The 23,794-nt window shown below is 59.3% G+C and carries 21 protein-coding genes; 8 read left to right on the top strand and 13 right to left on the bottom strand.

The features are described from left to right. Positions 1–94: 94 nt before the first annotated feature. The 4 genes from EJA70_RS16340 to EJA70_RS16325 are packed head-to-tail and all read right to left on the bottom strand — an operon-like array spanning position 95 to position 2,538. Positions 95–571 carry a DoxX family protein gene (locus EJA70_RS16340; RefSeq protein ID WP_158832016.1) on the bottom strand — a complete coding sequence of 159 codons (477 nt, stop codon included), beginning with the start codon at positions 569–571 and terminating at the stop codon, positions 95–97. Next, the gene (locus EJA70_RS16335) at positions 568–1,326 is read right to left on the bottom strand and encodes a DUF2063 domain-containing protein (RefSeq protein WP_158832014.1); all 759 of its coding nucleotides are present in this window, start codon (positions 1,324–1,326) and stop codon (positions 568–570) included. Before EJA70_RS16335 ends, EJA70_RS16340 begins: the two co-directional genes overlap by 4 nt. Further along, entirely contained in the window at positions 1,323–2,210 is an 888-nt protein-coding gene (locus EJA70_RS16330; protein WP_158832012.1) for a DUF692 domain-containing protein, read from the bottom strand. The genes EJA70_RS16335 and EJA70_RS16330 overlap by 4 nt, the downstream gene beginning before the upstream one ends. A gap of 25 nt (positions 2,211–2,235) precedes the next feature. Next, positions 2,236–2,538 carry a DUF2282 domain-containing protein gene (locus tag EJA70_RS16325; protein WP_008086321.1) on the bottom strand — a complete coding sequence of 101 codons (303 nt, stop codon included), beginning with the start codon at positions 2,536–2,538 and terminating at the stop codon, positions 2,236–2,238. Positions 2,539–2,832: 294 nt separating this feature from the next. Here EJA70_RS16325 and EJA70_RS16320 point away from each other — a divergent pair, with 294 nt between their 5' ends. Continuing rightward, positions 2,833–4,212 carry a DUF2599 domain-containing protein gene (locus EJA70_RS16320; protein ID WP_158832010.1) on the top strand — a complete coding sequence of 460 codons (1,380 nt, stop codon included), beginning with the start codon at positions 2,833–2,835 and terminating at the stop codon, positions 4,210–4,212. 34 nt (positions 4,213–4,246) lie between these two features. After that, positions 4,247–5,485, top strand: coding sequence for a DUF2599 domain-containing protein (locus EJA70_RS16315; RefSeq protein ID WP_158832008.1), 1,239 nt, complete (start codon positions 4,247–4,249; stop codon positions 5,483–5,485). A gap of 173 nt (positions 5,486–5,658) precedes the next feature. Here the strand turns inward: EJA70_RS16315 and EJA70_RS16310 are convergent, their stop codons facing one another. The 5 genes from EJA70_RS16310 to EJA70_RS16290 form a co-directional block, all read right to left on the bottom strand. Continuing rightward, a complete protein-coding gene (locus EJA70_RS16310; protein ID WP_008082262.1) occupies positions 5,659–6,360 on the bottom strand; it encodes an ABC transporter ATP-binding protein in 702 nt (233 codons plus the stop codon). Beyond that, on the bottom strand, positions 6,361–7,128 hold the full coding sequence (livG, locus tag EJA70_RS16305; RefSeq protein ID WP_008082259.1) for a high-affinity branched-chain amino acid ABC transporter ATP-binding protein LivG: 768 nt from the start codon (positions 7,126–7,128) through the stop codon (positions 6,361–6,363). Beyond that, positions 7,125–8,381, bottom strand: a complete 1,257-nt coding sequence (locus EJA70_RS16300; RefSeq protein WP_008082257.1) for a high-affinity branched-chain amino acid ABC transporter permease LivM — start codon at positions 8,379–8,381, stop codon at positions 7,125–7,127. The genes livG and EJA70_RS16300 overlap by 4 nt, the downstream gene beginning before the upstream one ends. Beyond that, a complete protein-coding gene (gene livH / locus EJA70_RS16295; protein ID WP_008082254.1) occupies positions 8,378–9,301 on the bottom strand; it encodes a high-affinity branched-chain amino acid ABC transporter permease LivH in 924 nt (307 codons plus the stop codon). The genes EJA70_RS16300 and livH overlap by 4 nt, the downstream gene beginning before the upstream one ends. Positions 9,302–9,531: 230 nt before the next feature. Further along, positions 9,532–10,659, bottom strand: a complete 1,128-nt coding sequence (locus tag EJA70_RS16290; RefSeq protein WP_053117839.1) for a branched-chain amino acid ABC transporter substrate-binding protein — start codon at positions 10,657–10,659, stop codon at positions 9,532–9,534. A gap of 353 nt (positions 10,660–11,012) precedes the next feature. On the opposite strand from EJA70_RS16290, the gene EJA70_RS16285 reads away from it, so the two are divergent. Continuing rightward, complete coding sequence (locus EJA70_RS16285; RefSeq protein WP_008082246.1) at positions 11,013–11,333, top strand: DUF2288 domain-containing protein; 321 nt, start codon at positions 11,013–11,015, stop codon at positions 11,331–11,333. A 303-nt stretch (positions 11,334–11,636) separates the two neighbouring features. Here the strand turns inward: EJA70_RS16285 and EJA70_RS16280 are convergent, their stop codons facing one another. Beyond that, entirely contained in the window at positions 11,637–13,835 is a 2,199-nt protein-coding gene (locus EJA70_RS16280) for a hypothetical protein (protein ID WP_158832006.1), read from the bottom strand. Positions 13,836–14,030: 195 nt separating this feature from the next. On the opposite strand from EJA70_RS16280, the gene EJA70_RS16275 reads away from it, so the two are divergent. Then, positions 14,031–14,927, top strand: a complete 897-nt coding sequence (locus EJA70_RS16275) for an NAD(P)-dependent oxidoreductase (protein WP_178116866.1) — start codon at positions 14,031–14,033, stop codon at positions 14,925–14,927. On the opposite strand, the gene EJA70_RS16270 is transcribed toward EJA70_RS16275, so the two are convergent. Further along, the gene (locus EJA70_RS16270) at positions 14,818–17,100 is read right to left on the bottom strand and encodes a bifunctional diguanylate cyclase/phosphodiesterase (RefSeq protein ID WP_158832002.1); all 2,283 of its coding nucleotides are present in this window, start codon (positions 17,098–17,100) and stop codon (positions 14,818–14,820) included. The genes EJA70_RS16275 and EJA70_RS16270 overlap by 110 nt on opposite strands. A gap of 150 nt (positions 17,101–17,250) precedes the next feature. Next, the gene (locus EJA70_RS16265; RefSeq protein WP_008082241.1) at positions 17,251–17,619 is read right to left on the bottom strand and encodes a YkgJ family cysteine cluster protein; all 369 of its coding nucleotides are present in this window, start codon (positions 17,617–17,619) and stop codon (positions 17,251–17,253) included. A 300-nt stretch (positions 17,620–17,919) separates the two neighbouring features. Here EJA70_RS16265 and EJA70_RS16260 point away from each other — a divergent pair, with 300 nt between their 5' ends. Beyond that, positions 17,920–19,269 carry an MFS transporter gene (locus tag EJA70_RS16260; RefSeq protein ID WP_158832000.1) on the top strand — a complete coding sequence of 450 codons (1,350 nt, stop codon included), beginning with the start codon at positions 17,920–17,922 and terminating at the stop codon, positions 19,267–19,269. 271 nt (positions 19,270–19,540) lie between these two features. Here EJA70_RS16260 and rapA read toward each other — a convergent pair whose 3' ends face one another. Next, on the bottom strand, positions 19,541–22,387 hold the full coding sequence (gene rapA / locus EJA70_RS16255) for an RNA polymerase-associated protein RapA (RefSeq protein WP_008082238.1): 2,847 nt from the start codon (positions 22,385–22,387) through the stop codon (positions 19,541–19,543). Between the two features lie 253 nt (positions 22,388–22,640). Between rapA and EJA70_RS16250 the strand changes: the two genes are divergently transcribed. The 3 genes from EJA70_RS16250 (at position 22,641) to ccoM (ending at position 23,538) form a co-directional block, all read left to right on the top strand. Continuing rightward, the gene (locus EJA70_RS16250; RefSeq protein ID WP_008082237.1) at positions 22,641–22,982 is read left to right on the top strand and encodes a hypothetical protein; all 342 of its coding nucleotides are present in this window, start codon (positions 22,641–22,643) and stop codon (positions 22,980–22,982) included. Positions 22,983–23,078: 96 nt separating this feature from the next. After that, positions 23,079–23,279, top strand: coding sequence for a hypothetical protein (locus tag EJA70_RS16245; RefSeq protein ID WP_157173089.1), 201 nt, complete (start codon positions 23,079–23,081; stop codon positions 23,277–23,279). Positions 23,280–23,424: 145 nt separating this feature from the next. Beyond that, positions 23,425–23,538, top strand: a complete 114-nt coding sequence (gene ccoM, locus EJA70_RS31270; protein WP_003222396.1) for a cytochrome c oxidase subunit CcoM — start codon at positions 23,425–23,427, stop codon at positions 23,536–23,538. Positions 23,539–23,794: the final 256 nt, after the last annotated feature.

Raw genomic sequence — 23,794 nt, 5'->3', positions numbered from 1 at the left:
CCCTGTAGGAGCTGCCGAAGGCTGCGATCTTTTGATCTTGCTTTTAAAAGACAAGATCAAAAGATCGCAACCTTCGGCAGCTCCTACATGAATCTCAGTGGTTGTAGTGTCGGGCGATCAGGTGATCGATCGACAATTTTCCCGGCCCGGTCGCCATCAGGTACAGCAACACTGCCGCCCAGGTGCCATGAGTCGGATAGGCATCGGGATACACAAACAGCTGAATGGTCAGGGTCATGCCCAACAATGCCAGCGCCGAAAACCTTGTGGCGAAGCCGATCAGGATCAACATCGGAAAGAAGTGCTCGGCAAACGCCGCCATGTGCGCGGCAATCTCCGGTGACAGCAGCGGCACATGATATTCACTGGTGAACAACGGAATGGTCGAATCGGCCAGGCGCGGCCAGCCGAGCTGGAAGGTACCGTCGACCAGGTCGATCGCCAGCCCCTCGATCTTGGTCTGCCCGGACTTCCAGAACACCGCCGCAATCGCGAAGCGCGCAATAAAAGCGATCAGGCTCTGGGGGATTCTCTCGAGCAGCGAAATGGCGCGAGTGATCAGGTTGTTCATGGCGTTACCTTATTGTTCAAGTGGGTGATGACGTTGCGCGCGATCAGCAAGGCCAGGGTCTGGCTGAGATCGAATTCGGGGCTGTTTTCGGCGGCTGCCCGCAGTGGCTGGCCATCGCTCAGTTGGCGGATAAACACGCTGGCGCCGTGATCAAGGGCAAACACCTCAACCTCCAGCCCGTTACGCAAAACCAGCGCGTGCTGGCCCTGATCGGTCTCGATGCCTCCCAGCGTGGCGTCTTGCTGATGCACCGCCCAGATCGCAACCACGGCATAGGCCGAATCGAGCAGGTGCAGGGAGGGATGAAGCGTGAAGCACAGTTCGCTCAATGCCTGTGGGGCGGCCAGCGCGGCGGTGATTTGTTCTGGCCGCACGGGGTCGGCGTCGGCGGCGTGATAGGCCTGCGTGCGCAGATACTCAAGGCGCGCGACATCGGCCAGATAAGGTAGGCTCGATGCCGGTTCGAAGACGTCGATAAAGTCCGCAAACGCTTCGCCATAGCGACTCATTAACGGACTCTGCGGCGGCTGTTGTTGTACGAAAATGGCCGCCATGGCGCGGAAAAACTCTTCGCCAACCAATTGCGCGACCACCGGATAACTGTCGGCTAGTGCATTGATCAACGAGTTCTGCACATTGTTGCGATACACCGCAAAACGGCTGGCGGGATCGGCGCCGTTGCTGCTGCACAAACCAGCGGGGCAGGGCAGGCGCACATCGAGCAGCGCGGCGCTGAATGCGCTTTGCGTGCTCATGGCCGACTCCCGGCGCACAGCAGCATCTCGTCTGCCTGATGCGCTTCGGCCAGCAAGGTGTTGAACGCGGGCACCTGATTGTCGCGTTCGATCAAGGTTGCTTTCGGCCCGATACGATCCAGCGTCTGCCAGTACAAAGCCCAAACGGCCTGATCAATCGGCGCGCCGTGATCGTCAATCAGCAAGCGGTCACCCAGGCTGTCGGAATCTTCGGCAAACCCGGCCAGATGAATCTCACCAACCGTGTTCAGCGGCAGCGCATCGAGATACTCCAGCGGATCACGGTGATGGTTCACACACGACACATAGACATTGTTGACGTCGAGCAACAGGCCACAGCCGCTGCGACGGATCACTTCGTGGATGAAGTCGGGCTCGTCGTATGTCGAACGCTGAAACGCCAGATAGGTCGCCGGATTCTCCAGCAGCATCGGTCGTTTAAGGGTGTTCTGCACCTGATCGATATGCGCGCAGACGCGGTTCAGCGTCGGCTCGTCGTAGGCCAGGGGCAGCAGGTCATTGAGGAACACCGGGCCGTGGCTCGACCAGGCCAGATGTTCGGAAAAGGAGTGTGGTTGATAGCGCTCAATCAGCTCGGCCAGGCGTTGCAGGTGCTGAGTATCCAGCGGGCCTTCGCAGCCGATGGACAGGCCGACGCCATGCAGTGACAGCGGATACTGTTCGCGAATCAAACCGAGAAAATGATGAAACGGGCCGCCGGCCACCATGTAGTTTTCGGCGTGGACTTCGAAGAAACCGATGTCCGGTTGAGTGTCGAGCACTTCACGAAAGTGCCCGGTCTTGAGCCCCAGCCCGGCACGGGGCGGGAGCTCGGCAAGGGCTGCCTGAGTGCCGGGGAGGGGAGTGTCTTGTGTTGTAAACATGATCGTCACTCAGGCAGGCCTTGGATCAGGACTTGGCTTTGAAGGCTTCCATCTGACCGAAACCGGTCGGCGAGGTCTTGCTTTCGGTGGTGGCGCAGGTGCCTTTCGGGACGAGTTTCCAGGCGTTGGCCTGGTAGTCCATTTTCGCCGTGCCGGCACACGTGGTGCCTGCACCGGCGGCGCAATCGTTGTGACCTTTCATGGCGACGCCGAAGCATTTTTCCATGTCGTCGGCGGCGTGGGCGGTGGAGACGGCAGCCATGCTCAGGGCAGAACCGAGGGCCAGAACCAGGGCGGTGGCGGACAGGGTGCGGGTGGTAGCAGTCATGATGTTTCTCCAGTCTTGATCAGGGTTTTTACAAACGCTTTTGCGCTTGCTTACCCCTCTAGAGAACGCTCATGACGATGCGTTACACCCTACGCAAAATCTTTTTCACTACCCCTGTAGGAGCTGCCGCAGGCTCGGGCCGCGATCGGACGATCTTTTGACGTTGGTTGTAAAAAACAAGATCAAAAGATCGCAGCCTGCGGCAGCTCCTACAGGGGGATCGCGTTTCCAGATGTGTTCTATAGTCATTTCGAAGGCTCATCGTATCGGGCCGATTTACCAGGACGGTATCTCATGACAAAGGATTGCTCGAACGCAGCTGTGCTATTGCGCAAAGTTTCATCATTTGCCTTCGCCCTCACGCTGCCCTTGTTACTGAACACGGCCATCGCCCAGCCTGATCCGCTGGACACACTCAAACGGATCAATTCCAACTACAACACCCTCAAGGATTCCTGCCAGGAACCCGATACCGGCGCCGCGCGGGGGCTCTATTACTGCAGCGGCGTGACGCTGCGCATGGTCAATGACGGGCCTTTCAATCCGTGGGATTACAGCCCTTATGCGATCAAGATAGGTGCGACGTCCTACTCGTGGATTCGCAAGGATCTGAGCACGCGAATCCTCATCCACCCGGCCGGGTTCATTCTGCGCACGCCCACCGATGCGGCGACGCTGAACCTGCCGGTCAAGGAGCAGGGCTTCACCTGTATTTACGCTTTCGATGGCGGCACGGGGCCGGAGCGCAAGTGGTATGGCTGCGGTTTCTTCGACAGTCGCGAGCCGCCGCGCGCGGCGCAGGGGGTGATGAACAATCGCAATGCCGCGCTGGCCTATGGCACTTGTGCCGAAGCCGGGGTCAGCACCGCCGAGCAGTGGACGCAGAAATACACCGGGTTGATGAAGGGGCCGATTCAATACGGCCAATGTTCGTGGAACGCGGAAAAACCCAGCGACTGGAAAGCGATGATCCGCGTGCACGAGTCGCGGCCAAACACCACCAACAAGGACCCTTTTGCCTTCAGTGCCCAGGTCAACGAGTTCATGTTGAAAAACGCCACGGCGACCAACGATGGCAGCGAAAACATGAAGTACATCGATGCCTTCATCTACAACGTCAACAGCACGCAGAACTTCGCCACTCGCGGTGATCAGGCGCCACCGAAACCCGAGAACGGCCTGAACAGCGCACGCAACTTCCAGAAAAAACTTCAGGCGCGAGGCTACAGCGTGCCAATCCTGCGGCTGGATTTCACCAAGCCTGCCGAACAGCGTTTCAGCTACGTTGCGGCCGATCAGGCGATCGATCCTGGCGTGGCGAGCGACACCCAGCCGCCACCGCTTGCAGCGCAGTACATTGCTTCGGCCGACTGGATCAAACGTTATGACCCCGGCACCCGCAAGGATGAGTGGAGCCTGAGCATCGTGCCCACGGCGGCGGGGCGGGCCTTGCCTAAAGAACAGATTGACGCGATCTACCAGCAACTGTTTGCCCTCAAAGGCGCTGACAGCAATTGGCGCGACAACGAAAAGTCGGTGGGCAGCATGCGTCAGCAATTGAGCTGCGTGCTGGTCAATTACCGCAACAAGACGCCGTGGAACCTCGAGCCTTTCCGGCCGGCGTTATCGGACAGCGAAACCCGGGCGGCGGGTTGCAACCCGGTGCCGCGTTGAAGGTGTGTGTTGGCTAATCAAGGAGATGCAAGCCATGCAAAAACGTTTAAACAGGATCGCTCCATTGCTTATGTTCCCGCTGCTGATTCAGGCAACGTGGGCGCATGCCGAGTCGTGCGACGAGACACTGAAAAAGGTCGAAACCTTGTACAACAAAACGGTCGACAGTTGCGGGCAGGACCCCGCGTCGGACTGTTCCGGACTACTGGTTCGCGGCACCCACCGCGCTGATCCGGCGAAGGGGCAGAAATGGGACGTGTGGAACCCCAGTCCGAAAGCCGTGGAAATCGGCACGTTTGCCGCCTCGTATATGCGCGCCGATGGCATCAGCTATGAAGACCCGGGCATGAGCACGCAGAACGGCTACCTGATTACGCCCAGAGGCCTGGTGCGCGACCCCGAGACGCCGGTGCATGTCTACTGTGCGTTTCCTAACGATGCCTGGACCGATTTTCGCAATGACCGGGGCTGTGGCGACAACAAAAACACCGCCCCGACAGAAGCGGTTTGCCAGGCGATGAAACCACCGATCACCAGCCCGAATGCCTGGGTCGCGCACTTCACCCAGTACAACAATAATCGGCAGCAGGATCAGTTGCAGTGCGGTTTCAACATGCGCAATCCGATGAGCAACAAGGAGCGGGTCGACGCGTTCCGCAACTTCCTGGGCGCGCGCAAAGTCATCAACAGCCGTGAGTTTCAAACACAGACGGAGCTGCGTCTGGGCAATCCGAAAACCGATGAACTGCCGATTCTGGCGTTCTTCTACAGCGATCAGCGCGGCTTGAACGATGCCATGGCCAATCAGCGCGACTACAAGGCCAAGACCGGTAAGGACCGCAACATCATCAAGATCAATTTCCCGCAAACCCCGGTCGCCAAGGCTTCGTTCTCATGCATCCAGACTGCGACGCCAGCGGCGCCACAGTTCTGTGAGAAGTACATCGAATCGAGCACTTGGGTACAACGCCCCGATCCGAAACTGGGGCCGAACACCTGGTCGCTGTCAGTGGTGCCAACCGCCTGCGGCCGCGCGATCAAGGATGACCAGACTGACCGGATGTTTGCCGAGCTCTACAACAAGCACAAAGACGATTCGCAATGGCGCCAGTACAGCGTCAACGGTGGCTCGTTGCGTCGGCAGATGGTCTGCCATCTGGCGGCAACGTACGAGGGCAAGCCAGTGCGCAACAAGCCTGAGTGGAACCTTGAACCGGCGCGTCCGTATGTCGATCAGGCCACCGCTGTAGCCCAACACTGCAACCCGTACTAACACCAATGCTCTGTAGGAGCTGCCGCAGGCTCGGGCCGCGATCGGACGATCTTTTGATCTTGTTTTTAAGAACCAACGTCAAAAGATCGCAGCCTGCGGCAGCTCCTACAGGGGGGATGTGTGGGGTAAAAAAAAACGGCCCGAAGGCCGTTTTTTTTTGTTGGGCGTGCGCATCAACCGCCGAGGTACGCCTCGCGTACTTTCGGGTCGGTCAGCAGTGCTTCACCAGTGCCTTGCATGACCACACGACCGTTCTCCAGAACGTACGCCCGGTCAGCGATTTTCAGCGCCTGGTTGGCGTTCTGCTCGACCAGGAACACCGTCACACCGTCCTTGCGCAGCATTTCGATGATGTCGAAAATCTGCTGGATGATGATCGGTGCCAGGCCCAGCGACGGTTCGTCGAGCAGCAGCAGTTTCGGCTTGCTCATCAGCGCACGGCCGATGGCGAGCATTTGCTGTTCGCCGCCGGACATGGTGCCGCCGCGCTGGTTGAAGCGTTCTTTCAGGCGCGGGAACAGGCCGAGAACCTTGTCCATCTGTTCCTGATAGTCGCCCTTGTCGGTGAAGAAACCGCCCATGGACAGGTTTTCCTCAACGGTCAGACGGGCAAACACCCGACGACCTTCCGGCACCACCGCGATGCTCTTGCGCATGATCTGCGACGAGTCCTGGCCGACCAGTTCCTCACCCATGTAACGGATGCTGCCGCTGTGCGCCTGCGGTGAACCGCAAAGCGTCATCAGCAGCGTCGACTTGCCGGCACCGTTGGCGCCGATCAGGGTCACGATCTCGCCCTGACGGACTTCGACGTTGACGCTGTGCAGGGCCTGGATCTTGCCGTAGAAGGTGGAAACGTTTTCGAACTGCAGCATTTACGCTTCCCCCAGGTAGGCTTTGATCACTTCAGGATTGTCGCGGATCTGTTCCGGCGTGCCGTCAGCCAGAGGCGTGCCCTGGTTGATCACGACGATGTGGTCGGAAATGCTCATGACCAGTTTCATGTCGTGTTCGATCAGCAGCACGGTGACGTTGTGCTCTTCACGCAGCACGCCGATCAGCGCCTTGAGGTCTTCGGTTTCCTTCGGGTTCAGGCCGGCGGCCGGTTCGTCGAGCATGAGGATCCGCGGACGGGTCATCATGCAGCGAGCGATTTCCAGACGCCGTTGCTGACCGTAGGCCAGGGTGCCGGCGGTACGGTTGGCGAACTCCTTGAGGTTGACCTTTTCCAGCCAGTACTCGGCAAACTCCATGGCCTCGCGCTCGCTTTTGCGGAACGACGGGGTCTTGAACAGGCCGGCCAGAAAGTTCGTGTTCAGGTGACGGTGCTGGGCGATCAGCAGGTTCTCGACCGCCGTCATGTCCTTGAACAGGCGCACGTTCTGGAAGGTGCGCACCACGCCTTTGAGGGCTATCTTGTGGCCCGGCAGGCCTTGAATCGGCTCGCCGTCGAGCAGGATGCTGCCGCCCGTTGGCTGATAGAAACCGGTCAGGCAGTTGAACACGGTGGTCTTGCCCGCGCCGTTCGGCCCGATCAGTGCAACCACTTGTTTCTCTTTGACGGTCAGGGCCACGCCGTTGACCGCCAGCAAGCCGCCGAAGCGCATGCTCAGGTTTTCGACTTTAAGGATCTCGCGGCTCATTTTCGCAACTCCATGTGTGGGCGTTGCATCGGCAGCAGACCTTGTGGACGCCAGATCATCATCAACACCATCAGCGCACCGAACATCAACATGCGGTACTCGCTGAACTCACGCATCATTTCCGGTAACAGGATCATTACCACGGCGGCCAGAATCACACCCAACTGTGAACCCATACCGCCCAACACCACGATGGCGAGGATGATTGCCGACTCGATGAAGGTGAACGATTCCGGGGTTACCAGACCCTGACGGGCGGCGAAGAAGCTACCGGCGAAACCGGCGAACGCAGCGCCAAGTGTGAAGGCCGACAGCTTGATGATTGTCGGATTCAGACCCAAAGCACGGCAGGCGATCTCGTCTTCACGCAGCGCTTCCCACGCACGGCCGATCGGCATGCGCAGCAAACGGTTGATGACGAACAGCGCCGCCAGCGCCAGTACCAGGGCAACCAGGTAGAGGAAGATCACCTTGTTGATCGAGTTGTATTGCAGGCCGAAATACTCGTGGAAGGTTTGCATGCCTTCCGCAGCCTTGCGTTCAAAGGTCAGACCGAAGAACGTTGGTTTCTCGATGTTGCTGATGCCGTTCGGGCCGCCAGTGATGTCGGTCAGGTTACGCAGGAACAGACGGATGATCTCGCCGAAGCCGAGGGTCACGATCGCCAGATAGTCACCGCGCAGGCGCAGCACCGGGAAGCCCAGCAGGAAGCCGAACGTCGCCGCCATCAGGCCGGCAATCGGCAGGCAGATCCAGAAGCTCAAGCCGTAGTAGTGCGACAGCAGCGCGTAGCTGTAGGCGCCGACGGCGTAGAAGCCGACGTAACCGAGGTCGAGCAGACCGGCCAGACCGACGACGATGTTCAGGCCGAGGCCAAGCATCACGTAGATCAGGATCAGCGTCGCGATGTCCACCGCGCCACGCGAACCGAAGAACGGCCACACCAATGCACCGATGATCAGCGCAATGATGAAGTAGCGTTGCGTGGTCGGCAGGGTCAGGAAGTTGCTGGCCTTGGCCGGGATCAGCGGCATACCCGGCGAGGATTTCCATGCCTTGCTGATCTGCTGGTTGAACAGCACCCGCAGGAACATCAGCACCGAACAGATGGCGATGGTCGCCAGAATCATCGGGCTGGTGTTGTGCACTTCGAGGTTGATGCCGACGATGGTCAGTTTCAGTCCGAGTACCGGGTAGGCCACAGCCCACACCAGCAAGGCACTGAACAGTGCCTGTTTAAGATTCCTAGTCATACTTTCTCAACCTCCGGACGGCCCAGAATGCCGGTCGGACGGAACAACAGCACCAGAACCAACAAGCCGAAAGCCACGACGTCCTTGTATTGGTCACCGAAGATATCGGCACCAAACGCTTCCGCCACCCCAAGCACCAACCCGCCGAGCATGGCGCCGGGGATGCTGCCGATGCCGCCGAGTACCGCAGCGGTGAAGGCTTTGAGGCCGACGAGGAAACCGGCGTTCGGGTTGATCACGCCATATTGCATGCTCAGCAGCACGGCCGCGATGGCCGCCAGCGCAGCACCAATGACGAAGGTCAGGGCGATGATGTTGTTGGTGTTGATGCCGAGCAGGTTGGCCATCTTGATGTCTTCGGCGCAGGCGCGGCAGGCGCGACCCAGGCGAGAACGGGAGATGAACAGCGTCAGGCCGAGCATGGCGATCAGCGTCACCACGAACACCACGATTTGCATGTAGGAAATCAGCACTTCATGTGCGCCACCTGGCCCGAAGGAAATGTTCCCGGGGATCAGGTTGGGGATGGATTTGTCCTTGGAGTCTTGCGCCAGCAGAACCGTGTTCTGCAGGAAGATCGACATACCGATGGCGGAGATCAGCGGGATCAGACGGTTGCTGCCGCGCAGGGGTCGGTAGGCGATCCGTTCGATGCTGTAACCGTAGGAACTGGTGACAACGATGCTCGCGATGAAGGCTGCGGTCATCAACAGCGGGACGTTGTCGATTCCCATCATGGCCAGCCCGGCGATGGCGATGAACGCCACGTAGGAACCGATCATGTACACCTCGCCGTGGGCGAAGTTGATCATTCCAATGATGCCGTAAACCATCGTATAGCCGATGGCAATCAGGGCATACGTGCTGCCAATGGTCAGGCCATTAACCAGCTGCTGGAAGAAGTGATAGAGGTCAGGCATTACAACGCTCCTAAAAACCTGATACGCATTTCACTGGTGGAGTCATTTTTCCGCCCGGCCCCGTGGATCTATATCCACTTCGAATCCGGGTTTTGCCAGCGAACCGCTGATGACGGTTTTGAGATTTTCAGGTGGGGAGACTGGCGGATCACGCCAGCGCGGCCCATACATTCGTAAAACAAAGCCCACGGCACGCCGTGGGCTTTATTGGCAGTCAGTCAGGGCGCGCCTTACTGAGGCGACACTTCAGTTTTTGGTTTGCCGAAGTGCCACTCGTAAACCACAAATTTGAAGTCCTTCAGGTCGCCCTTGGCGTCGAAGCTCAGGTCGCCAGTCGGGGTCTTGAAGGTGCCGGCGTGAATGGCTTCGGCCACTTTGGCCGGGTCTTCGGATTTGGCCGCGGTGATACCGCCGGCAATCACTTCAACCGCCGAGTAGGAAGGGAACACGAACGGGCCGCTCGGATCTTCTTTCTTCGCCTTGAAGGCATCCGCCAGGGCAATGTTGGCCGGATCCTGGTCGAAGGATTTCGGCAGGGTTACCAGCAGACCTTCGGAAGCGTCTTTGGCGATCTGCGAAATCGAGTCGTTACCCACGCCTTCCGGACCCATGAACTTGGCTTTCAGGCCTTTTTCAGCCGATTGACGCAGGATCAGACCCAGCTCCGGGTGGTAGCCGCCGTAGTAAACGAAGTCGACGTTGGCTTGCTTGAGTTTGGCGATGATCGAGGAGAAGTCCTTGTCGCCGGCGTTGACGCCTTCGAACACGGCAACTTTCACGCCTTTCTTCTCAAGGGTAGATTTGACGGCGGTGGCGATGCCTTCACCGTATTGTTGCTTGTCGTGCAGCACAGCAACGATTTTCGGTTTGACGTGATCGGCAATGTAGTTACCGGCGGCAGGGCCCTGGGCGCTGTCCAGACCGATGGTACGGAAGACCATTTTGTAACCACGGGCGGTGATGTCCGGGCTGGTGGCGGCCGGGGTGATCATGATCACGCCTTCGTCTTCGTAGATGTCCGAAGCCGGTTGAGTGGAGCTGGAGCACAGGTGACCGACGACGAACTTGACGCCGTCGTTGACGACCTTGTTCGCTACCGCTACTGCTTGTTTCGGATCGCAGGCATCGTCGTATTCAACGGCTTCGAGTTTCTTGCCGTCGACGCCGCCCTTGGCGTTGATTTGCTCGATGGCCATTTTCGCGCCACTGAACTGCATGTCGCCGTATTGGGCTACTGGACCGGTCTTAGGGCCGGCGATACCGATTTTGATGGTGTCAGCTGCGAACGAATGGCTGGCAACCCCGGCCAGAACCATAGCGGCAAACAGTTTGGAAATCTGCTTAGTAGCCTTAGTCATAGTGCTCCACTCTTACTGTTGTAATTTTTTTTGAGTTCTGGCGCCGTAGCAGCAGAACCGGGTCAGATATCTTTGCGATACCCTCCGGAAATGCCCCCGGCAACTGTACCGGTACAGTGTAGAGCGCCGGTTGTTGGCCTGGGAAGCGGGCGCCGAGGGGCAAAACTTGGGGGTGTCGCATTTTTGAATGAAAAAGACAGAATTGCGGCGGGGCGTTCGTGGGTATATATCCCAATCAACAGCATTCCTTGGCGTTCCTGCTCTTTTCGTTCGGTGAAGCCATTTGCAACCGGGTTTTTCTGGCGGACCACCGACGTTATCATTCGCGTCGATTTCTTCTCCGGACAGTTCCCATGAATCAAGAACCTAGCACCCTCTATGCCAAGCTGCTTGGTGAAACCGCATCTATTACCTGGAAAGAGCTGGAGCCGTTCTTCGCCAAGGGTGCCCTATTGTGGGTCGACCCTGCGCTGGATCTGATCGCGGCCGCCGAGGCCGTGGCTTCGGATGAAGGCGAGAAAGTGGCCGCCTGGCTGGCCGAAGACAAAGTCGCCAAGCTGTCTGAAACGCGGGCGCTGGATCTTTTCGAGCGCGATCCGGCGTTGTGGGCGGTGGTGGTTTCGCCGTGGATTCTGATCCAGGAAAGGGCAGTCGCCGCCGACGTCGCACCTTGATGGTGCGACCGCTCATCAGCGAAAAGTGTGTAGCGGAGTAGCGTGATGGCACGTTGCCGTAGAGAAACACCACAGGCGAGGGTGGCATCACGGTGACGTAAACGTAACGGGAACAGTTTAGTAAGCAGCCTAACGGCTGCTTAATTGTTTCTGGATATTGGAAAGGCTGAAATCTTCAGTGAATTTCAGGGCCTCATCGCTGGCAAGCCAGCTCCCACAGGTTTGGTGTTGTTCACAAAATTTGTGTTCACCCGGACCTTGTGGGAGCTGGCTTGCCAGCGATAGGGGCGACTCGGTCCTGGATCAGACCGAGAACGACTTGCCGGTATGGTTATTGAGGGAAATAACCTTGGTCTTGCCAATCCGGTGACGATAGATCTCGCGCAGGTACTTGATCGACTTCTTCACGCAATCACGCGACAAACGAATGTCGTTGATCGAGACGAATTTCTCTTTGTCGTTGATCAGCTCGCGGTACTTCTTCTCGTACATCGGCTTGATCGCGTACCAATTGGTGTCGAGGATCTTCGCCGGGTTTTCGAACTCATTGAGCAGGTCGTCGATGCGGTCTTCGTCGAACTCTTCGTTGATGATGAAATCGAGGATCGAGTTGTCCAGCGTCTCGTCGAAACGGTACGGGTTCTTCGCGAAGCAGCGCTTGATGAACGCGACGATCAGGGTCAGGAAATCATCCGACAGGCACGGGCTCTTCGCGATCAATGTGGTCAGCGACAGGTTGGCCGAGGCGCCGATCACCAGCGCGTAACGCTTCAGCGTGGTGTTGGGGAACAGGCTGTTGAGGTGGGTCTTCAACCGGTTCAGATCCATGTACGACAGCTTGTAATCCTTCGGCAGCGAAACGATCGAGACCACCGACGAGCAGTTCTTGAAGAAGTGCAGGTCGTGCAACGCGGCGGCGTCGTAACCGGAATTCTTGTACTGCTCAAGCGAAGCGCGATAACGCTTGGATTCGATCGGCAGCAGGCTGATGCCTTCAATCGCCTGCGTGACCTTGTTGAAGTGCGGCAAGTCGATCGAGCGGAAGAACAGGTCGTCGATGTTCAGGCGCTGCGGCTCTTTGTCGAACACCTTGAATTTGTCGCTGCTCGGCGGCGGCGTTTCCGGCACCACCGATTCGGCGTAGGCAATCGCCACCGGCCCGGCCAGACTCATGAACAGGTCGTTGGCGTCGAGGCGAATGGTCTCGCCGATGTCGATGCCGGCACGGCGGAAATAGTTCTGGTCGTAGTCAGTGGTGACTGCCTGCGCCGTCAGAATGTTGAAGATTTGCTGTGAGATGTACTGGTTGGCGTGCTTCTCCATCGCATTGACATCAATGTTCTGGATGTTGCCGTCATCGCTTTCTTCGGCGTAACGCATGATGTCGTTGGAGATCAGCATCATTGCGTTCCATGGGCGGATACGGCCCATGACGCTGGCTTCGCTGCTGTCTTCGTTGGCGAAGTTGTAGGAGAAATCCCATTCTTCCGAGAGGTATTTGCACAGCAGGCGACCGGCGTTGATGTGCAGCGCCTCGGACATTTCGCTGCGATGGTCGGAAATGTTCGGCAGCACGCAGATGCCGCTGGTGAAGATCGGCTCGAAGACGAACGAATGACCGCTCTTGCCGTCATGCTCGTCCATCGGCTTGGTGTCGAACGTCTTGTTCATGTACGAGTGCTGCTGGGCCAGGCCGAATTCCGAGGCCATGCCGGAACCGGTACCGCCGCCGGCGCTGAAGATCGAGAAATACAGGCGCGACTGGTTGGCCTTGATCCCGCAGCTGTCGATCAGGTACGAGTGGATCATTTTCCAGTCAGGGCTGGAGAAACGCTGGGTGTCCTTGTTGAGGATGATCTTCGCCAGATATTGGCCGAGGATCGGCGCGTTACCGGCGCCGCCGGCGTGGACTTCGGACAAGTCCATAATCTTCATTTTGCTGTAGTCGCGCAGGAAGCCGCTTTTCTCGCCCTTGCGCGAGAAACGGATGCGCCCGGCAATGTCTTTGTCGAGGTCGCCGAGCATCACCAGCGGCTCGACCAGGAACACCGGTTTGCTCGCCTTGTTGTTGCCGATGCGCAGGTTGTTCTTGATCCACTGCGCCGGGCTGTAACCCTTGTCGGCCGATCGGCGATCCGCCGCACGGTCTTCGTTGTTGAATTCGTTGAGGTAGAACTTGCGCGCGTTGTACACCAGCTCCGCGACGTCGAGGGCGATGTTGGAGCCGCAGCGACCGAGGCCGATCAGGCACACCGATGGGAATTCCTGATCGTTGTGCTGTTCGTTATCGCCTTCCAGGTGCGGCGGGCGCGGGAACACCAGATCACGCAGGCCGTCGAGATTGTCGAGGATACGGTCGGTATTGGTTTCGGTGAAGTACAGGTATTGCTGGGTCGACAGCGGGCGCGACGGGACCAATGGCTTCGACGATGGCGGGCTGTTGGCGGCGGGGCTCAAAGTCAGATCGGATACCGCAGTGGCGGGATTGTTTTTAGAAGTCATTGTGCGCCATATACCTGGACTGGATGGCTCGTCGGCCAGTTGCCTGCGAACCTCACGGAATAAGATCTCGCGTCTTTTGTGCGCGAATTGAGCCCGAGCGTCAGGGATTTGGCCTGAGTGTCGCTGGGGGGAATCCTTTCCTGATCGTTGATGAATCGGCCATTATTCGGCGATCTTTAATCGAAAAGAGGCAAAATGATGTCAACGCTACCTTCGTTGGGGTTCGCCGGAATCGGTCTGATGGGGCTGCCCATGTGCCGGCGTCTGTTGGCGGCGGGTTATCCGCTGACCGTGTGGAATCGCAACCCGGCCAAGTGCGCGCCGCTGGTCGAGGCCGGTGCCCGGCAGGTGGCGCGTCCCGCCGATTTGTGCGAACACGCGGACATCGTGATGTTGTGCCTGGCCGATACGGCGGTGGTGCGTGGGGTGGTGTTTGGCGCTGGCGGTATTGCCGAAGGCGCGAAAAACGGCCAGCTGCTGGTGGATTTTTCCAGCCTCGAACCGACCGCCACGCGCGAGATGGCGGCGCAACTGGCCGAGAACAGCGGCATGGCCTGGCTGGATTCTCCGGTGTCCGGCGGCGTGGTCGGCGCCGAAGCGGGCAGTCTGGCGATCATGGTCGGTGGCGATGCGGCAGATCTTCAGCGCGTGCGCCCGGTGCTGCTCAATCTCGGTCAGCGCGTGACGCACATGGGCGGTGTCGGCGCCGGGCAGGTGACCAAGGCTTGCAACCAGATGATCGTTGCCTGCAATGCCTTGGTGATTGCCGAAGTGGTGGCCCTGGCCGAGCAGGCCGGGGTTGATGCGAGCCTGATTGCCGAAGCGCTGGCCGGCGGTTTTGCCGATTCGAAACCACTGCAGATCCTCGCCCCGCAAATGGCTGAAAGCCGCTTCGAGCCGATCAAATGGCACGTGCGCACCTTGCTCAAGGACCTCGACACCGCCGTGAAATTCTCCCGCGAGCAGGGTTCAGCGACACCCATCAGCGGATTGGCCGCACAACTGATGCGCCTGCATGGGGCGCAGGGTTTTTTGGCGCAGGATCCAGCAACACTGGTGCAAATGTACCGCGCGCCAGAATCAACGGATTGACCGTATGGGCATGTTTGCGCTGATTGATTTCTTCCAGCACCGGGCGCAGCTCCTCCAGCGGCACCGGGCGGCTGAGCAGGTAGCCCTGAATGAAATCGCAGCCCGAACGCTCGAGAAATTCGTACTGCTCCAGGCTTTCCACGCCTTCGGTGACCACCTGCAAATGCAGGGTGTGCGCCATGACGATGATTGCCTGGACGATCTCCATGTCCGCCGTGGCATTGGGAATGTCGATGATGAACGAACGGTCGATCTTCAGTGTGTTCAGCGGCAGGCGCTTGAGATAGGCCAGCGATGAATAACCGGTACCAAAGTCATCGATCGACAGTGACACGCCGAGGGCACGGATTTGCCGCAGCAGCACCAGGGTGTTGGCGATGTTGCCCATCAGCGCATTTTCGGTGACTTCCAGTTCCAGGCGTTCCGGTGCAACGCCGGCGGTGCGCAGCGCACTTTCAATCTCGAGGGCCAGCTCCTCGCGGGCAAGATTGAGGGGCGAGCAGTTCCAGGCGATTTTCAGTTCTTCGCAGCCATGGCGCGAGAGCTCGCCGAGGTCTTTGCAGGCCCGGCGCAATACCCAGTTATCCAGCTCGGCGATCAGACCATTGTTTTCGGCGATGCTGATAAAGCGATCCGGGGTCAGCAAACCGTGCAGCGGGTGTTGCCAGCGGATCAACGCTTCGAGCTTGGTGACGCGGCCGGTTTTCAGTTCGAAGATCGGCTGGTAATAGAGCATCAAGCCGTTTTCTTCGCGCAGGGCATGGCGCAATTCTTCCTCGAGTTGCAGTTCCAGGGTCGCGCGGTTTTTCAGGTTGGAATTGAAAAAGTGCAGGCCGTTGCGCCCAGCACCCTTGGATTGATACAGCGCCAGATCGGCGTGCTTGAGCAGTTCTTCGCAGGTGGTGCCGTCCTCCGGAAACAGACTGATGCCAATGCTGGTGGTCATGACCATGCGCCGCCCGGCCAGTTCGATCGGCTCCTTCATCTTGAGCATGATGCGCTGGGCCATGTTGCGCGCCTCTTCACGATCACGCAGGCTGATCAGGATGCAGAACTCATCGCCACCGAAGCGCGCGACCACGTCTTCATGGCTGCGTACCGAGCCTTTGATGTGCTGGGCGATGACTTTGAGCAACTCGTCACCAGCGTCATGGCCGAGGCTGTCGTTGATCCGTTTGAAGTGGTCGATGTCGAGAAACATCACCGCGAGCATGCCGCCCTCGGTGGTTTTCTGGCTGAGTTTCTCGGCGAAGATCTGGTTAAAGCCGCGACGGTTGATCAGGTTGGTCAGGGCATCGTAGTTGGCCACTTGCTGCAGCGACATGCGCGCCTGGTCGAGTTGACTGAGCAAGGCGTTGACCCGGCGCAGGTCGTGTTCCTTGCTCTGCAGTTTCTTGTCGGCCAGCGCGGCGCTGACCGCGCTGCCGAGTATCAACAGGGTGATCAACGCGACCGTCAGGCCCAACTGCATATGGCTGGTTTCGACGGGTATCGCTGGCACGCTGCCTTCGGGCAAGACCAGGTGCAACGCGGCCATCCCGGTGAAGTGCATGCTGAAAATGCCGGCGCCGAGGATCAGCGCGGCGCTGTATTTGAGCATCTGATGAAACAGGCCGCTGCCTTCGCGAAGGTAACCCGCCACCCACAGCGCGGCGAAACTGGCGCCGATGGCAATGACCACCGACAGGGCAAACAGGCCGGGGTCATAGTAAGCGACGGCGCTCGACTGCATGGCCGTCATGCCGACGTAATGCATGCCGGCAATCCCCAGGCCGATGACGATGGCTGTTTTCAGGTACAGCACCAGGCTGGGGCGGGCCTCGCTCAGGGTGTGCATGGCCAGCCATGAGGCAAGCAGGGCGATCAGCAAGGAAAACAGGGTAATGGGCAGGTCGTACTGGATGTCGATCGGCGCTTGGAACGCCAGCATGCCAATGAAGTGCATGGCCCAGATGCCGCCGGCCAGGCAGGTGGCGCCGATCCAGCGCCACACCCGCTGCGAACGTGGATCTTCGGCGTGGCCCACCCGCTCGGCCATGTCGAGGGTGGCAAAACTGGCGGCGCAAGCGACCAGATAAGCCACCAGCACCAGCAAGGGATTGTGTGTGCAATCGAGGATGACCTGCCCGCTCTCCGGCAGCTCGGTAACAAACTGCAAACCAAGCCACTCCATAGCATGCCCCGTCTCTGAAGTCGTCCTTACTGCGTCGTCAACGCAGGCGAATGACTGGAGTATAGAGGCGGTTTCTGGGGTGAATGCGGTAGTGGCATATTGGCGCTAACGATTTCGGCATTAGCGCCATAGCGTTTGGCACTAATAGAGTCAGGCGCTCTGGTCGAAAGGAATTTGCGCCCAGTCCGGTTGCAGCGGCGGCAGGCCGAAACGCGCCCGGGCCTTGTCGCAATCGACATTCTGTTCGCCGTTTTCCCATGACGACTCGAATTCGCGGCAGGGGCTGGAGCGCAATTCATAAATCGAGCACTTCACCTCGCTGCCGACTTCGCCGACCAACGCCGTGCAACGCGGCGATTTACAGTCGGTGCCGTTCATCGCCACCCGGCTCGGGCTGATCTGCGTGACCAGTTCATCAGGCACCGTGCCACCGGAGGAAGCGCATTCACCCCAGAAAAAAGACACACGAAAATGGGAACAACAGGCACCGCAATTCAGACACGGACTGACTTCGGACATGGGGAGGGCATCAAAGGGATTGATCGGCGAATCCGGACGGATCCGGCGGCTATTCTAGGCTTCGCCACGGACTTGGGAAGGGGGGCGCGCAACTATTTTTTTGTGCCAGGATTTTGCGGTAGAAGCCCCGGTTTTCGGGGGATTGCAGACTTATCAAGGGCTTACGTTTCGTTACAGTGGCATGGCCCGATATCAGGCAGACAAATGATCACAGACAGCGTCCGACGGGCTGACTAGATTGCAGGTTCCGGGCTCGGATGCGTTGGCAGTGAAGCCCTATAACAATAAAGAGACGGACCCATGCAGAACTCGACCCAAGCGGCGAATGCCTGGCGCATTCTGTTCCTGCTGTTCCTCGCCAACCTGTTCAACTTCTTCGACCGCACCATTCCGGCGATCATCATCGAGCCGATCCGTATGGAATGGCACCTCAGCGACTTTCAGCTGGGAATCGTCGGTACCGCATTCACCATTGTTTACGCGATTGCCGGGCTGCCGTTGGGGCGCATGGCTGACACCGGCTCGCGGCGCAAACTGATGGGCTGGGGCCTGGCGACGTGGAGTGCGCTGACAGCGGTCAACGGTCTGGTCGGTAGCTTCTGGAGCTTTTTGATCGTGCGCATGGGCATCGGCATCGGCGAGGCCAGCTATGCGCCGGCGGCCAATTCGCTGATCGGCGATCTGTTCCCGGCGCATCGTCGGGCGCGGGCGATGGGCATATTCATGCTCGGTCTGCCGCTGGGCTTGTTGCTGGCGTTTTTCACCATCGGCGCGATGGTCAAGGCGTTCGACAGCTGGCGGGCGCCGTTCTTTATCGCGGCAGTGCCGGGGCTGATCCTGGCGATTTTCATGTTCTTCATTAAAGAGCCGAAGCGCGGCGCGGCGGAAACCGTGCAGGTCTCGCAAGAGCGCGTCGACAAGCCGATCCGGCGGATTCTGGCGGTGCCGACCTTTCTGTGGTTGGTGATGGCCGGGTTGTGCTTCAACTTCGCGACCTATGCCTGCAACTCGTTTCTGGTGCCGATGCTGCAGCGTTATTTCCTGATGCCGTTGCAGGAAGCGGCGGTGGCGACCGGGGTGATTGTCGGCGTGACCGGGTTGGTCGGATTGACGTTGGGCGGCTGGATTGCCGACAAGATTCACCAACGCGTGGCCAATGGGCGGCTGTTGTTCGCCGCGTTCAGCCTGATTATTTCGACGCTGTGCACGGCGTGGGCGCTGCATGCCGGGCGTATCGAGATTGGTGTGTTTGTCGCGGTGTTCAGTGTCGGTTGGCTGTTTGCCTACAACTTCTACACCTGTGTTTACACGGCGATTCAGGACGTGGTCGAACCGCGCCTGAGGGCGACGGCGATGGCGTTGTTTTTTGCCGGGTTGTATTTGCTGGGTGGTGGTCTGGGGCCGGTGGTGGTTGGTGGTTTGTCGGACCATTTTGCCCACACGGCGATGTTGTCGGCAGGGGCTGAGCAGATGACCGAGGCGTTCAAGGCGGTCGGGCTGCATGATGCGATGTACCTGATTCCGGTGGCGCTGTTTTTGACCATGATGTTTCTGTTTCTGGCGGCGCGGTGTTTTGTGCGCGATGCGCAGCGGATGAAGGAGGGGCTGGTTGCAGTGGTTGAGCCAGAAGTTGCAGCGGCGACTGCCTAGCCGTCATCGCTGGCAAGCCAGCTCCCACAGTGACCGAGTCGTACACATAATTTGTTAACAACCCGAAACCTGTGGGAGCTGGCTTGCCAGCGATGAGGCCATCAGCATTGATCGTTCCCACGCTCTGCGTGGGAATGCAGCCGGGACGCTCTGCGTCCCTTTCCAGAGCTGGAACGCGGAGCGTCCCTTGAGGCATTCCCACGCGGAGCGTGGGAACGATCGGCCCGCATCGCTGCGGGCCTTGTTGTTTTCAGCGCTGGAGCAGGGCGGTTTAGCCTGCCACCAACACCCGAATCGCTTCCAGGCGCAACGCCGCTTTGTCCAGCATCGCCAGACCCTGCTCACGCTGCTCACGCAACGCCACCAGTTCACTGTCACGTACGGTCGGGTTGACCGCTTGCAACGCGGTCAGGCGCGCCAGTTCTTCGTCGGTGTCGGCCGCCAGACGGCGACGGGCCTCGGCTACGCGCTCGGCGTGACGCGGGGCGATCTTGTCTTCACCGGCGTTGATCCGTGGCGTCAGCTGATCGCGCTGGGCCTGGATGAACTTGTTGGCGCTGGCGCGTGGCACGCTTTCCAGCTGATCGTTCAGCGTTTCAAACGAGACGCGAGCCGACAGGTCGTTGCCATTGGCATCCAGCAGGCAACGCAGGGCGGCCGGCGGCAGGTAACGGCCCAGTTGCAGCGAACGTGGCGCAACCACTTCGCTGACATACAGCAGTTCCAGCAGCACGGTGCCCGGCTTCAACGCTTTGTTCTTGATCAGCGCGACGGCGGTGTTGCCCATCGAGCCGGACAGCACCAGGTCCATGCCGCCCTGCACCATCGGGTGTTCCCAGGTGATGAACTGCATGTCTTCGCGCGACAGCGCCTGGTTGCGGTCGTAGGTGATGGTCACGCCTTCGTCGTCGCCCAGCGGGAAACTGGCGTCGAGCATCTTCTCGCTCGGCTTGAGGATCAGGGCGTTTTCCGAATGGTCTTCGCTGTCGATGCCGAACGCGTCGAACAGGGTTTCCATGTAGATCGGCAGGGCGAACTGATCGTCTTGCTCAAGGATGTCCTCGACCAGTGCTTCACCTTCGCCGGCGCCACCGGAGTTGAGCTCCAGCAGACGGTCGCGGCCGGTGTGCAGTTCGGCTTCCAGACGCTCACGCTCGCTGCGCGCTTCGTCGATCAGCGCTTGCCACTCGCTGTCGTCGGCTTCTTCGAGCAGCGGCAGCAGGCGCGGGCCGAACTGATGCTGCAAGGCGTTGCCGGTCGGGCAGGTGTTGAGGAACGCGTTCAGCGCTTCGTGGTACCACTGGAACAGGCGCTCTTGCGGGCTGGTTTCCAGGTACGGCACGTGCAGTTCGATGATGTGCTTCTGGCCGATCCGGTCGAGACGACCGATACGCTGCTCGAGCAGGTCCGGGTGCGACGGCAGATCGAACAACACCAGGTGGTGAGCGAACTGGAAGTTGCGACCTTCACTGCCGATTTCCGAGCAGATCAGCACTTGCGCACCGAACTCTTCATCAGCGAAGTACGCAGCAGCGCGGTCACGCTCAAGGATATTCATGCCTTCGTGGAACACTGTGGCCGGGATGCCGGAACGCACGCGCAGGGCGTCTTCCAGGTCCATCGCGGTTTCGGCGTGGGCGCAGATCACCAGCACTTTGGTGCGCTTGAGCATTTTCAGCTGATCGATCAGCCACTCGACACGCGGGTCGAATTTCCACCAGCGTTCTTCTTCGCTGGCGTCCGGTTGTGCCTGGAAGCTGACTTCCGGGTACAGCTCGGCGTGTTCGCCCAACGGCAGCTCGAGGTATTCGTCCGGGCACGGCAGCGGATACGGGTGCAGCTTGCGCTCCGGGAAACCCTGCACGGCAGCGCGGGTGTTACGGAACAGCACGCGGCCGGTGCCGTGGCGATCGAGCAGTTCGCGCACGAGGCGGGCGCTGGCTTCGGTGTCGCCATCGTTGACCGCGGTCAGCAAGGCTTCGCCTTCGTTGCCGAGGAAACCCTGAATGGTTTTGTGCGCTTTGGCCGAGAGACGGCCCTTGTCGAGCAACTCCTGAACGGCTTCAGCCACCGGGCGATAGTTATCGCTCTCGGCGCGGAAGGCGGCCAGGTCGTGGAAACGGTTTGGATCGAGCAGGCGCAGACGGGCGAAGTGGCTGTCCTGACCGAGCTGTTCCGGGGTGGCGGTGAGCAGCAGCACGCCCGGGATGACTTCGGCGAGTTGCTCGACCAGCGAGTACTCGGCGCTGGCTTTCTCTTCGTGCCAGACCAGGTGGTGGGCTTCGTCGACGACCAACAGATCCCAACCGGCGGCGAACAGCGCGTCCTGGGCCTTCTCGTCATCGACCAGCCATTCCAGCGCGACCAGCGCCAGTTGGGTGTCTTCGAACGGGTTGGCGGCATCGCTTTCGATAAAGCGTTCTTCGTCGAACAGCGCGACTTGCAGGTTGAAGCGGCGGCGCATCTCCACCAGCCACTGGTGCTGGAGGTTTTCCGGGACGAGGATCAGCACGCGGTTGGCGCGGCCCGAGAGCAGTTGGCGATGGATCACCAGACCGGCTTCGATGGTTTTACCCAGACCCACTTCGTCCGCCAGCAGAACGCGCGGCGCGATGCGGTCAGCGACTTCACGGGCGATGTGCAATTGGTGCGCGATCGGTTGCGCACGCACGCCACCCAAGCCCCAGAGCGAAGATTGCAGCTGGCGGCTGGTGTGTTCGAGGGTGTTGTAACGCAGCGAGAACCACGCCAGCGGGTCGATCTGCCCGGCGAACAGACGGTCGCTGGCCAGACGGAACTGAATGAAGTTCGACAGCTGGGTTTCCGGCAGGGTGACGGCTTCGTTCTGCCCATTGAGGCCGTGATAGACCATCAGCCCGTCGACATCGTCGACTTGCTGCACGGTCATCTTCCAGCCTTCGAAGTGGGTGATGCTGTCGCCCGGCGAGAATCGCACACGGGTCAGGGGCGCATTCCGTAGCGCGTACTGGCGGGTTTCGCCAGTGGCCGGGTAAAGCACGGTCAACAAGCGGCCGTCCTGTGCCAGAACGGTGCCTAAACCAAGCTCTGCTTCGCTGTCACTGATCCAGCGTTGCCCCGGTTGATACTGCTGCGCCATGCTGCCTGACTCCCACCTTGAAAAAGCGGGCTATCTTAACGGAATGCGACCCTGAGGCCAAAGGAATACTGGGGTAGGAGCTGCCGAAGGCTGCGATCTTTTGATCTTGGGAAACACTTGGAATCGGTGTTGTCCCATTAAAAGATCGCAGCCTTCGGCAGCTCCTACAGTGCCAACACGGTCACAAGTTTGCGACCGACGGCTCAAGCCATCATTGCCCAAGCCGATAGCCTGCAGACAGGAGACCCTTTATATGTTGCCACCGATGCTCCCCTTGAGCGCTGTGCCGATCACTTCCCAGCAGGACCCGATCCGCCAGCGACCGGACATTCCTCCGGTGGTGCCGGTGCAGGAAAGCTCCAACGAAAGCACGATTGATCTGCAAAATCGCGATCCGGAAGAGGATCGACTGATGGCGCGCGAAGAACAGCGCCGCCAGCAGGAGCGCGATCGTCGTCGTCGCGAAGCCGATGAAGACCCGGAAGAACATCTGGCGGTGCCCGGCACTGAACTCAATGCCGATAACACCGTGCCGGTGGTGCCGCTGATGGAAGACCAGCCGCGTCAGGGGTTGTGGGTCGATATCGAGATTTGACCGTTGTCGTTCACATGAATTGTTTTACAGCGTTTAAGCCGGTGGCTGGTCAGCGTTGGCGTCTGGCTGCATTATTGGCGCAGGTCTGCCGGTGATGTGGCAGTTGTGATTCTTTCAAGCGATGTTCCGAACGCCATGAGCCAAGACGACAAACTGATCGACCTCAGCACCGAACGCGCCAAGCGGGTGCATGACATTAAAGAGAAGCGCCTTAACGAGGTGCGACAGGCTTTCGAGCAGGCCATGCCGCTGGGAAAAGCCAAGAAAAAGTCGAAGAACAAGCCGAAAAAGCGTTGATCTCCCCCTGCATCCGTTGATGCAGGTCAGTTATTTCCCCTCCTTTATCTCCCTTCGTTGCTGGCATTGATCCCGGTCAATTTGTGCGCCTGTGTGTTTGGTAACTTAGTCCCATCGCAGCAGAGCAGGGGCCAGGAGGCCAGTCATGTTTTTCGATAACGTGGTGTTTGCCGGGGTCCTGACTGTAGGGCTGATGGTTCTGTTTTTTGCAGGGTTTGGATTTTTTATCTGGAAGGACGCGAATAAGCGCAAGAAGTGATTCTTCTGGAGTGATGAGCACGCAAGGCATTTTGGGGCGACTTCGGTTGCCCCTTTTTTTTTGCCTTGGCGGCCTGTGGGCCGACCAGGCTTTGGGTTGTTTTGTGTGAATATCCGTTGCTGCGGTAACGGCTGCTTAGGGTTCCGCCCTTACGGCGGGTCACCTTTTCCAAACGCCGAAAAGGTAACCCAAAAGGCTTGCTCCTACGTGCGGCCCGCTCGCTGGGGCTCGGGGTCCCTTCGCTCCGGGATCGATC

Origin of the sequence: Pseudomonas sp. PB103 (assembly GCF_009764635.1) — a bacterium.
In the GTDB taxonomy this organism is placed as follows: Bacteria; Pseudomonadota; Gammaproteobacteria; order Pseudomonadales; family Pseudomonadaceae; genus Aquipseudomonas.
The sequence above is the reverse complement of the archived record's forward strand: the minus strand, read 5'-3'. Positions and strand labels throughout refer to the sequence as shown.